At 60.5% G+C, this 11267-nt stretch carries 10 protein-coding genes; 9 read left to right on the top strand and 1 reads right to left on the bottom strand.

Annotated elements, in window-relative coordinates:
- The 9 genes from ACR0M9_RS10270 to ACR0M9_RS10230 form a co-directional block, all read left to right on the top strand.
- On the top strand, positions 1-677 hold a 677-nt coding region (locus tag ACR0M9_RS10270), incomplete at its 5' end, for a type IV secretory system conjugative DNA transfer family protein (protein ID WP_480773515.1).
- Between the two features lie 458 nt (positions 678-1135).
- Complete coding sequence (locus ACR0M9_RS10265) at positions 1136-1444, top strand: hypothetical protein (RefSeq protein WP_480773514.1); 309 nt, start codon at positions 1136-1138, stop codon at positions 1442-1444.
- An 81-nt stretch (positions 1445-1525) separates the two neighbouring features.
- Positions 1526-2650, top strand: coding sequence for a pyridoxal-phosphate dependent enzyme (locus ACR0M9_RS10260; RefSeq protein ID WP_480773513.1), 1125 nt, complete (start codon positions 1526-1528; stop codon positions 2648-2650).
- Complete coding sequence (locus ACR0M9_RS10255; RefSeq protein WP_480773512.1) at positions 2643-4034, top strand: hypothetical protein; 1392 nt, start codon at positions 2643-2645, stop codon at positions 4032-4034. The genes ACR0M9_RS10260 and ACR0M9_RS10255 overlap by 8 nt, the downstream gene beginning before the upstream one ends.
- Positions 4022-5035 (top strand): DUF6687 family protein, encoded by a 1014-nt coding sequence (locus ACR0M9_RS10250; RefSeq protein ID WP_480773511.1) that lies wholly within the window; start codon positions 4022-4024, stop codon positions 5033-5035. Before ACR0M9_RS10255 ends, ACR0M9_RS10250 begins: the two co-directional genes overlap by 13 nt.
- 7 nt (positions 5036-5042) lie before the next feature.
- Positions 5043-6467, top strand: coding sequence for a B12-binding domain-containing radical SAM protein (locus ACR0M9_RS10245; protein WP_480773510.1), 1425 nt, complete (start codon positions 5043-5045; stop codon positions 6465-6467).
- Entirely contained in the window at positions 6464-7381 is a 918-nt protein-coding gene (locus ACR0M9_RS10240) for an ATP-grasp domain-containing protein (protein WP_480773509.1), read from the top strand. The genes ACR0M9_RS10245 and ACR0M9_RS10240 overlap by 4 nt, the downstream gene beginning before the upstream one ends.
- The gene (locus tag ACR0M9_RS10235; RefSeq protein ID WP_480773508.1) at positions 7378-8793 is read left to right on the top strand and encodes a hypothetical protein; all 1416 of its coding nucleotides are present in this window, start codon (positions 7378-7380) and stop codon (positions 8791-8793) included. Before ACR0M9_RS10240 ends, ACR0M9_RS10235 begins: the two co-directional genes overlap by 4 nt.
- A gap of 4 nt (positions 8794-8797) precedes the next feature.
- Positions 8798-9976 carry a pyridoxal phosphate-dependent aminotransferase gene (locus tag ACR0M9_RS10230; RefSeq protein WP_480773507.1) on the top strand — a complete coding sequence of 393 codons (1179 nt, stop codon included), beginning with the start codon at positions 8798-8800 and terminating at the stop codon, positions 9974-9976.
- On the opposite strand, the gene ACR0M9_RS10225 is transcribed toward ACR0M9_RS10230, so the two are convergent.
- Positions 9920-10603, bottom strand: coding sequence for a cupin-like domain-containing protein (locus ACR0M9_RS10225; RefSeq protein WP_480773506.1), 684 nt, complete (start codon positions 10601-10603; stop codon positions 9920-9922). The genes ACR0M9_RS10230 and ACR0M9_RS10225 overlap by 57 nt on opposite strands.
- Positions 10604-11267: the final 664 nt, after the last annotated feature.

Below are 11267 nucleotides of genomic sequence, written 5' to 3'. Positions count from 1 at the left end.
AGCGCCTCGGCCATCTTGAGCGCGTCGTTGAAGCGTATGACACCATGCGATCGTTCGGTGGCCGGATCATCGTGATTTCGCAAACGCTGTCGCGCCTGCAGGACATCTATGGGCATGAAGGTGTGCGGGCGATGCTGGCAAACGCCGGGACGCAGATGTTCGCGGCCTCTGAGGATTCAGAGGTCCGCGAACACGTGTCCAGGTCTATCGGTGACAAAACAGTAATGAGCAAATCGAAGTCTCGGGCGCTCGGCAAAATGGAAATGGGCAGCATATCGGAACGCGAGGAAGGCATTCGCCTGCTCCGGCCGGAACACGTTGGCCGATTGCCGGAAAATGAGGTTGTGCTGATCCGCGAAGGCAAGATGCCGGTGATTGCAAACAAGATCCGATACTTCGAAGATCCGTATTTTGTGCAGTTCCTTGGTGGCGATACGCCAAAGATCAAAGGCACACACCTAGATCTTGCTGCAGAGCAAGCGAGGGACACGGCGAAGGCACTGGCTGATGCGAAACCGGCCCCTGCCCCGGTGAAAGAGGTTTCGGAAAAAGATCAGGAACTTCGGGCAGCTTTTGATGCGCAGCGCGCCGTTGCAAAACGAAAAAGCCGGTCCGCAAAAGACATGGCGATGGAGAAAATGAGAGCCAAACGGCCTGAAAGTAGCGCCTCCGCTTGACGTGGGTGCTGTATTGCAAAATCCCAGAGGTTCGAGCACCGGAATCTCGAACAATCGAGCATACAATCTTATTGCGAATGCGCGCGCAACGCCCAAGCTGTTTGAACAAGCGGTCGTTCGTGTCGCGCGCGGCGAAGCAAACCGATGAGCCCTGAGCGGCCCTCTCAAATTTACGCTGCGTGTGCATAGTGTACCGAATTTTCTGCGCAGGCGAAAAAGTCCGCGCCGCCACGCGGCGGCGATCTCGGCCATTCGCGCATCGCGCAGCATTTATTGAGGTGGGAATTTACAAGTCGCGGGACAAACCTGCCATTCGCTTGGGCTGAAGGCGGAAAGGTCGCCACAAACGAATCTTGTCAAAACCCGGATCCTCTACTATCCTGTGTTGCAAGGTAGGGATTTGCTCTACTTATCGATGAAGACAAAACTCATTTATGTGCTGACTTATGGAGGAGAAAATGATTGAGTCTGATCGTGATCTGACACTTGCATTTTCGGATCGTTTGCGCTTTCTCATTGATGATATCCGTGAAAGACTGATGCCCACGAAATCGGTCGCCGAAGTTGACAGTCTGCTTGCCAAACACGCAAACGGACGCAACGTTCAGGCTTATATCCGATCGTCCATCAACCACCTTGCAGCCGTCAGTGACTTGCTCGAAGGCAAGGGTGAAAAGGCCGAACTAAGCGCCGAAGACTTCGGCAACCTGATTGCCATCGAGTCGGCCATCAACGCTTTCAACGACAGCGTCCAAGGCAAGAAGTAGATCTGCGCATCAGGCCCGGGCCTGCGTCCCGTCGTCGTGGGCTCATTTGCCGGGCGATGATCTGTTCTGGGAAGTGATGAGATGAGATTTCGAGCCGCCCCGCCGGTGGCTGAGCCCATAGCCGTGGCCGACCTTCATGCAGCCACGACCGGCAGGGCTTGGCACGAAACAACACGCGACGAACCATGCGACCGCTCGCCTCCCGTGACCACAACGCTGAGCAGTGTGATCGGTTCCACGCCGGTCGTCGCACTGCCAGACTTGCTGCAGGCAGACACCAGCCCAATCGCCAAACTGGAAAAGTTCAATCCGGGCGGCAGCGTCAAGGACCGGGTCGCCGCATACATCTTCGAAAGGGTGATCTCGGGGTTCGGTCCATCCTGGAAAGGGCCTATTGTCGAAAGCTCTTCCGGCAATCTGGGGATCGCGTTGGCCATGCTGGGTGCCGCGCGCGGGATCGAGGTGGTGATCGTCGTCGATCCCAACACATCGGCACAGAATATCGCGATCATGCGCGCGTATGGTGCGACCATCGAAATAGAGCGTGAGCGCGATAGCAAAGGGCTTTTCCACGAAACTAAGCTGGCCAGAGCCCGCAAGATTTCTGAACAGCGCGGCGGCTATTGGGTCAATCAGACCGCCAATCTTTTGAACGGCGAAGCGCATCGCGAAACGACGGGCCGAGAAATTGCCGAAACCTTCGGAGACGCATTGGACGTCGTGGCGGTGGCGACAAGTTCGGGCGGCCAGTTGCGAGGCATCGCCGACGCGATAAGGCGGCGTGCTCCAAATGTTGATATCTTGGCCGTGGATGCTGTTGGGTCGCAGATATTCTCGAAAAATGCGTCGAACTATGTGACGCCGGGGCTCGGGCTCAGCTGGAAACCGGTCTTGATCGACAACCTTTTTGTCAACTCGGCCTGTCTAGTCGATGATGCGCTGTCATTTTCCTGTGCGCGTTACCTGGCCCAGCACGGTTTGCTGGTGGGCCCGTCCTCGGGGGCCGTTGCCGCGGCCTGCTACAAGGTGCAAATGCAAGACCCCAAGGCGCGTGTGCTGGGCATCTTGTCGGATGGTGGGGAGCGTTATCTGGACACCTTGTTCAACGACGACTGGATCAAGGACCGTGGATTGTCCGTCGACAGCGACCCTCAGCACATCGTCGCGCGCATTGCAGGGCTGGAGCTTAAAAAGCCCCATGCTTGATGACACGCGCCTTTCCCTGACGGCCCACGAGGCCTGGATCGCCGAAATCGTCCAGAACGGCTATACAGGTACGGACCGCCTCACCGCCATCTACGATGACATCACGTCAAACCCCATCGTCTATGTTGAAGCGGCGCAGGCTTTCGCCCTGCCCTTCGTGATCACGCAGAACACCTGGGCCGAATGGGCGCAAGCCTCTGAACAGATTGTCGATCTGGTCTGGCGGGTGGTGAACAGAAACGTCGCGGAACACGGCCAGGATTTCCTGGGAAGCCTTGGATTGGATGCGCAACTGGTGGCGGCGCTGTCCCGCACGCCGAAGCCATCCGGACCTCAGGAGTTGATCGCGCGGCCGGATTTCATGCTCGGTCCCAAGGGGCCAGTGTTCCTTGAAACGAATATCGACAGCTCTCTCGGCGGTCTCGGCACCGCCGGCGCCTTGGCAGATGTCTATCGCAACCACGGCCTGACGTCGGGCCTTCGACGGTGTGATCCGGGCCCGGCCCTGGCCGCCCAATTCCGCCGGCTGGCCGAACGGCCAGACGGCCGGATGCGTATCGCGATCTGCGACTGGCAAGATGAGATCGACGATGTGCCCTGGCCCTATGAACGGAAAGCCAACGACCTGGCCGCGTTCGGCATCGACACGGTCATCACCGGCCCGCAGGCGTTTCAATGGTCGCCCGACACGGGCCTGTCGGTCGACGGTCTGCACGTCGATGCGGTCTATCGCGGCGTCACCCCCGTGACTCGGCTTTGGCAGGATCTGGGTGCCTTCGACGCCATCTGGCAGGCGTCGCACCGGATCCCGGTTCTGACAAGCCTCTGGTCAGTCGCATTTTCCAGCAAGGCGGTGTTGGCCTGGCTCTGGCGCCATGTGCACGATGGCACTTTGGATACCAACGATGCCGCCTTTGTCCGTCGCCATGTTCCCTGGACGGCGCTGGCCAATGCCAAGCGCGCCACCGGCCCGGATGGCCGGGAAAACATCGACCTGGCCGCATACCTGATCGCCCACCAGGCCGATCTTGTCCTGAAAAGCCCGTCCGATGGCAGCTGCAAGAACGTGACCGTGGGGCGGTACACCTCGCCAACCGCATGGCAGGCCGCAGTCGAAACCGCCTGTGGCACACCGGGGTATGTCGTGCAATCCTATGTGGCGCCGGCCAAGGCCACCAATGCGGGCGCGGTCGACCAGGCCCAGGGTATGACCGAATACTATTGCAACTTCTCCGTCTTTGTCTTTGGCGGGCATGCATCGGGCACCTGCATTCGCGGCACCGGGAAAGATGGCCCGTTCATCTCGTGCATGCATGGCGCACGCGAAGGCGTGGCGATGATCCTGCAGGACCCCTTGCCAGAGGACCGCCCATGCCCGACCTAGTCTGCCTGTTACACGCGTCCGTGCCGCCCCCGAATTCCGTCCTTGTCGACGATTGCGCGCATGCCGGCCGGGCGATGGTGATCGACCACCACGAACACCATACGACCCCGCCAAAATACGCCAGCGGACGCACCGCGACCGAACGCGTCATCAACGCGCTTGAGGCCGGTCTGGACCCAAGGGACTTTCAGACGGTTGCCATCCGGCATTATGATGCCGACGGCGTTTTGGCAGTCTGGGCCATGCAAAACCCGGAATGGGCAATCGCCGAGAAAGCCACGTTGGTTGCCGCGGCCGAATTCGGGGACTTCTTTCAATCAAGCCACGAAGATATCTCCGACCAATCCAGCCCGCGTGCCGGTCTGCGTCTCGCGCTTGCGGTGCAAGAGGCCCATGCGCTTGAATTCGACCCGGGTTGGGCGGCCAAGTTTTCGCGGCGCAAAGCGCTCAAGCTGAGGTTCGAAAACGGCCTTGGCGAAATTTCGAAAGCCCTCAAGGGCGAGACCCTGTCCATTCATGTTGACGGGATCGTTCGGCAGATCGACGAAGAGCTTTGGTGCCGCCGCCTGATCTCGGGGCCGGTTCCGGTACTGGAGCTCAAAAGCGGTGCGACGCTGCATGCGGTCATGTCATTGACAATCGAGCCGGTCGTCGTTCTGGCCTGCCCCGCATTGGCGTCGACCGAAGGCGCGGAACGGTGGCGCTATTCGATCATCCTGCGCCCCACCTACGGCTGGGGCTATTCTGAAGACGCGGTGGGCACGGTGCCGCTGCGTTCCCTGGCCGGGTTGAAGGACCGGCTGACATCCCTCGAGCGCGCCAGCGAACGCAGCATTTGCCGGTGGAGCGAGCAACGCTTCGATCAAACGGTCTGGCGGCTGGACTGCTCGCCCCGAGGCAGCCGGCTTAACCCGGAAACACTGGCGCGGCACATCGCCGACTGGACCGCGTTGTCCACTGCGCGCACCGGGCTCGCCCTTGAACCACAGGAGGCTCCGTAACAGCGCCATGAGGGTCACATTCGTTAATCCGCCCTATGCCTACGCGCCCGAAGAAAAGGTCCCGGACGCGCCGCTTGATCCCAAGAAAGTCGATGTCAGCACCTTTCCCATCGGCCTCGGCATCCTGACAGCGCTGGCCGAAGCGCGCGGCGATGACGTCACCGTCGTCGAGATGCCGTTCATGACCCGGCCAGAGGCGATGACCAAAATCGTCGCATCAAACCCCGACGTGATCGCCATGAGTTGCTGGACAGGCAACCAACGTGAACTGGCGGGCATGTGTGCAAAGCTCCGAAAATCGCTGCCCCGTGCCAAGATCATCTGGGGCGGACATCATCCCACCCTTTTCGCCGACCAGGTCATCCAGAATTACGATGTCGATTACATCGTGCAGGGCGAAGGCGAAATTCCCTTTGTCGAGTTGCTCGACGAATTGGATGGCGGACCATCCGCCCAGGCCCCGGGCATCGTGCGCCGCGAGCCGATCGAAACGGGGTATACCACCGGGCCTCGCGTCCGCCTTGGACAGCTCGATCAACTGCCCTTTCCCGCCTACCGACATTTTGTTCTGGCCCGGAATTCCGGCAGCGAGATTGAAATCGGCGCCAAGGACTTTGCCGGCGAAACCCGCCGTGCCACCGTTCTGGCGGCGCGCGGCTGCCCCTACAAATGCACGTTTTGCGTTGATGGGAAAATGTTCTCGAAAACTGTCAGCCGGAACGTCGAACGCGTCGTCGACGAGATCGAGTACCTCGTTCAAGAATTCAACGCCCATCTTTTCGAATTCAACGACATGACCTTTACACTTTCCCAGAAACGCACCGCCGCGCTGTGCAAAGAGATCATGCGGCGTGGTCTGGATATCTCATGGCAGGCGATGTCGCGGGTCAATGTCGTTTCGCCGGAACTCTTGGATATCATGAAACAATCCGGTTGCTATTCGGTGTCCTATGGGGTCGAAACCGGGTCCGCGACGCTGCTGAAGAAAATCAAGAAACAGATCACGCCGGCGGAAATCGCCCGCGCCTTCAAGCAAACCCAGAACGCCGGGCTCAGTACGATGATGCTGCTGATGATCGGCAATCCCGGAGAGACCGAAGACACCATTCGCGAAACGCTGGATTTGCTCTACGAGGTCAAGCCAACCCAGATCGACCCGTCCATCTATCAGGTCTACCCCGGGTCGGCGACCTATCGTCGGCTAAAGGCCGAAGGCTACATCGACGACGATTATTGGCTGTCCCACGACACCGCCCCATACTACACGGGCGAACACCCCTATGAACAGCTACGCTATTGGCAAAGCAAGATGTCGTTTCACCACCGCGTCTGGCCGCGTGAACGCAAGATTTTCGGCTTCTTTCGCTCGGTCAAGAACAAGCGCTCCCTCGGCCCTCATGCCTGGGCGCGGCAACTGGTGGGGCGTCAATGACCAAAGCTCAAGTCGTGTTTATCGGGGACGAGGAAGACGATGACGACCTCGCGCTGGTTTGGAAGCTCCTCGAAGAGCTCGACCTCAATGCCCGCAGGGTTCATCCGGCGCAACTGACGTTGGAGGGCACGGAAAACGGCCTGCGGATATGGGACGGCGCTGCGGCGTTCAAAGCCGACCTCGTGGTGGGGTGGGTGTTTGAAACCTGGCTCAGCCCTGGCGCCCTGATCCTCGAAGCGATGGCGTCGTCCGGGCTGCGTGTGCTCAACACCGGAGCCACCTTGCGCTGCGGCCAAAACAAAGTGGCCATGAGCCTGGCGTTGGCGGCTGCGGGCGTGCCGCACGGGCGCACATTGACCAGCTTCAATGCCGGAGGCCTGCGCGCCGCCAAGCCCGAAGGCGTTTGGGTCGTCAAGCCCGGGTTTGTCGATTGCGGCGGCCTGTCGATCTGTACCTCGGGCACCGGGGTGGTCCGGGTCGAAGGGCAGGAACAGCTCTTGGCGCAGCAAGAAACGCTGGCCGGGTTCGGTCAACCTCTCTACGCCCAATCCTATTTCGAGCGTAGCCGCAATAGCGACATCAGGGTCTGGCTGTTCGGCGATGGCGCACATGCGGCGGTTCGCAAGGTGCCGCGCCCCGGCGAATGGATCACCAATACCGGGCGCGGTGTTACGCTCGAGACCTTCACTCCGGATCAGGACTGCCTCGATCTCTGCAAACGCGCCGCGCGCGCCGTAGGCGCGCAGATCGCCGGGCTGGACCTGGCGGAAACCGACCAAGGTTACCGGATCATCGAAGTGAACACCTGCCCGACCTTCCTGCCGGCCGTCCCGATTATCGGCGAGATCGTGCCCGAGCTTTGGGCCGCTTTCCTGGCCAAGGTCGTGGCCGACGACACCTGGCCGCTGACATGAAGGATCTCAACGAAGCCCCCGCTATGCTGGCCGATGTTTTCGGCGCCGATACTCCGACCAGAGCCCACCGAACCATGATCGAGGCGAATGTCGGCCTCGGCCCCCGGGAAGCGGCCGAATTCGAAACGGCCCTCGGCCCGGAATTCTGCATGCCGCTTCAGTCTCGCATGGTCGACCGGCAAAGCCCCCACGAGATCGTCACCGGCGCAGCGGCCAAGGCTCAGTGGCGCCAACTGGCCAGCGACTGGCTGGCCAGCCACGACAAACCGGGATCGCGTGAACCCATGCACAGCGGCTGGAGCATCGCGCTCGACGCCGAAAGCTCGTGGTTCGATCACGATGGAGCGTTGCGCTATCCCTGCCTGCCCTGGGTAGAGGCCAAACACGCGCGACAGGACCCCCGGGCGTTCCTGGCCACCGGCGGCGGGTCGCGGCGTGGCATCGACCTGTTTCAACACGACGACCCAGCGCCCCCGCTGAATGTCAAATGCAGCCTCGGCTCCGGCCAGAGTCAATTCGTGGGCCTGCCATGGCAGCAGCGCGCCAAACGCAATGTCCTGGAAATCTTGTTCGGGCTCGAGGCCACCGTCGACCTCGGCGCCCTGCGTCGGCTCGATGTTCTCCAGGGCCTGTGGATCACCGCGTGCCTGCGCGAGGGCCGCGCCGCTCTGCCCCGCTGGCTTGAAATCCTCGAAGAGACCGAGGCCATGGGCGACACCGGGGGCGAGGCCGCGGTGCTGCGCCGATACCCGAAACTCGACGGCAAGCTCATGATACCGGTCTACGCCTTTGCCCACGGCCGAAGCGCCAAGATCAACCTGGTCCGCCGCCTGACCGACCACGCCGCATGCGACCCGGTGGCCTGGGCCCTTTCGCTGGGCCGCAAGTACCTCTGCGCCTGGTGGTCGCTGTTCTTGCGCCTTGGGCTGGTGATGACCATGCCGCACGCCCAAAACGCCTTTGCCTTGCTCGACAGCAACGGTCAACCGGCGGGCCTGATGATCAAGGATCTGCGCGACATCGACCACGTTTCAACCTATGCCGCCCTGTCCCAGCAAAGCGTCCGGCTTCAGGGCATCTGCAAATCTTACCTGGCCTATGAAATGCGTGTGCACCCGATCTATTTCGACGTCGCCCCCTGGCGGCGCGCCCCGATCGAAGAGGCGCTTTTCAACTTCACTTTTCAAATGCTTCACAACCACGTCTTTCGCGGGCTCGAGGCCTCGCTTGAAACCGCAGAACAGGCGGCCGACCTGCGTACCGGATTGGCGGAAACCGTTCTGGCGCTGGCGGAAGGCGCCGACCCGGAAGCCGTCGACGATGCCGCCACCGGCCGGCGCACGCCCACGATGCTGACAGCCATGCGCGCCCTGCGCCAGACCTTCGTCAAAGAGTACACCCGCCTTGCCTGACACATTGCTCCAAAACCCAACCGACAAGATCACCGAACAAGAGCGCGGTTTCGTCGATCTGGTCGGCAACCTCTCCGACGCCCAGGTCTACCTGCCGCTCACTCCGGCACAGATGGCGGCGCTGCCCAGTGGTGATTTTTTTACCAAACCCCGCAGCGACTTTGACATTCTGGAGGAAAAGTCCACCTTTCTCGCGGCATTCTGCCGGTTTCACGGCGGGCTGCATCCCCCCCCGGCATCGGATGTCCTGTTTGGCTATTCCGCTTCGATGATCATCGAGATCGTCGCCAACGCGCTCCGGGTTACCGGGGCCACCCGGGTCGGCCTTTTGTGGCCGACCTATGACGCAACGTATCACATCTTCAAACGGCACGGTCTGGAACTCACGCCTCTGACACAGGCCGTTCTTTCCGGCTCCGAGGCCGAGCTGAACGCGCAGTTTGCCCATTTCGATGCAGTTCTCTTGACCCTTCCCAACAATCCGACGGGATGGACACTTGACCCAGACGGCTTTGCCCGCGTGGCCCGGGCAGCTGCGGCGCAACATACGCTTCTGGTAGTTGATGCCTGTTTCCGGGTCTATGCGGCACAAAAGGTCGACCACTACCAAATTGTCTCGGACGCCGGTTGTGACTTCGTGGTGATCGAAGACACCGGCAAACTGTTCATGATCAAAGACTTGAAGCTCGGTTTCGCGTCCGCCTCCAAATCCGTTGCACCCATTTTGTGGGATATTCACCGTGATTTCCTGCTGGACGTGCCGCTTATTTCGCTCATCGCACTTTCACGCCTGCTGCGCGCGGATGGCCCGGCGCATGGCGTCCGGCTGCGCGAAACGGTCGCGCGCAACCGGCGCGTCGCTACCGATGCGCTGGCAAAGGTGGGGCTGGTTGCGGTCGGACAGGGCCACAGCAATGTTCAATTGTTCCGCCTGCCGCCCGGCCAATCCGCCGAGGCGCTTCAGGCGCTATCGCTGGATCATAGCGTCGGGGTCGTGGCGGCGAACGCCTACTACTGGGGTGACAAACCCGCGCCGGGCACCTTCATCCGCATCGCCCTTGCCCGGGTTGAGTCCGAATTCGACCGGCAAATCGCCCAGCTCCGCCGTGTCCTGGTGCAGCCACGTTCAATGGCTGGGAACCAAACGACTGAGCCAGGTTTCCTGCCACCAGAAATTCACTGAAATCGAGGTGCTGAGCGAACGGGTGCTGTGCCACCAATACGCGGGGACGTACAAGACGTCTCCCGGCTCAAGGACAAGACGCGTCTTGTGGGCGCGCTTCAGTTTTGGAAATCGTTCGTAATCCGGGTTCAGCGGGTCGGCCAGGCTAAGATGCGGCAAGCGGCCTTCGCTGTTGGGATAAAGATTTTCGGTATCTTCCGGTGGATATAGATCGAATTCTTTCCGCCCGGCCATGTGCACCAGAATGTTGTTGTCGCCGCCATCGAAATGCAGCGGGCTTGCCGCCCCTTTGGAACCGACCCAAATCCGCGGTACGATGTGTTTTACGAATCTCGGCCTGCGCGGCAACTTTCCCAGGTCCAGGTTCAGGTTCCGCAGCGCCCCGGTCAACGGCGTTTCGCGCACATAATATGCGCCGTCTTCCGGGCCATTCATGATCTTGAGCGCGGCTTCACTGAACGGCACACTCTGACAGTTTACTTTCGGCCTGCCGGTGTTTTCGTTCGGGTCAAACAAACAGTTTGACGCGAACTCAAGATCGACCGCGACGTCACCGAACTTGCGCGCCAAGCCCGGCACCGTCCATTCCTGCACCGATTTCCAGTAACGCGCACCGTGCTTGATCAATAACGGTCTGTTTTTACTACAATATTCCGCAACAAAATCAGGCGGAAAATCATTTTCGACAATTGCAATACTCAAGGGTCACCCTTTCGTTTTTTTGATCGGGGTCCTAAAAGTATCATTTTACAGGTGTTCTGATGCGTTGAAAAGCATAGTTCGCATTCCACTCACGCTAGAATTCCGGCAATGCGCCAGGTCCCCACCGAATAAACCAAGCTGCTGTCGGCGCCCTGTTTCGCCGCCTTGGGCCGCCCTGCACCATTTTGCGGCGTTGCGCATCGTCCGCCACATTTTCCGTCGGTCGTATTGCGCGCCCCGCCGACGCGATACCGATCTGATGCCGACATTCAGATCCTGTGTCTTTATGGCCGGTATCCATGATTCGCAGCGGGGCGATCGCGGCGGCGGTTTTCGCATTTCGTCTGTGAATTCCTCACCAGCGGCACCGGAACCGATGCGTCGCCCCGCCGCAACCGCGCCAGCATGTATGTGGTCCAATTGATGCCCTCGATCCTGCACGGCAACCCCCTATGGGCCGATTACCTTCGCCAGCCCGGCACCCGAAGACGTGTTCGTGAAAGTGGACCCGTCACATTTTCGGTGCGTACAAACGCAGAGGTTTGGTGCACGAAGCTGCCCTCCGCTCGGGGCGACAAGGAGCATTGAT

It is taken from the genome of Ruegeria sp. CH2, from assembly GCF_056537065.1.
Note: the sequence above shows the minus strand (reverse complement) of the source record. Positions and strands in the feature narration are given on the sequence as shown.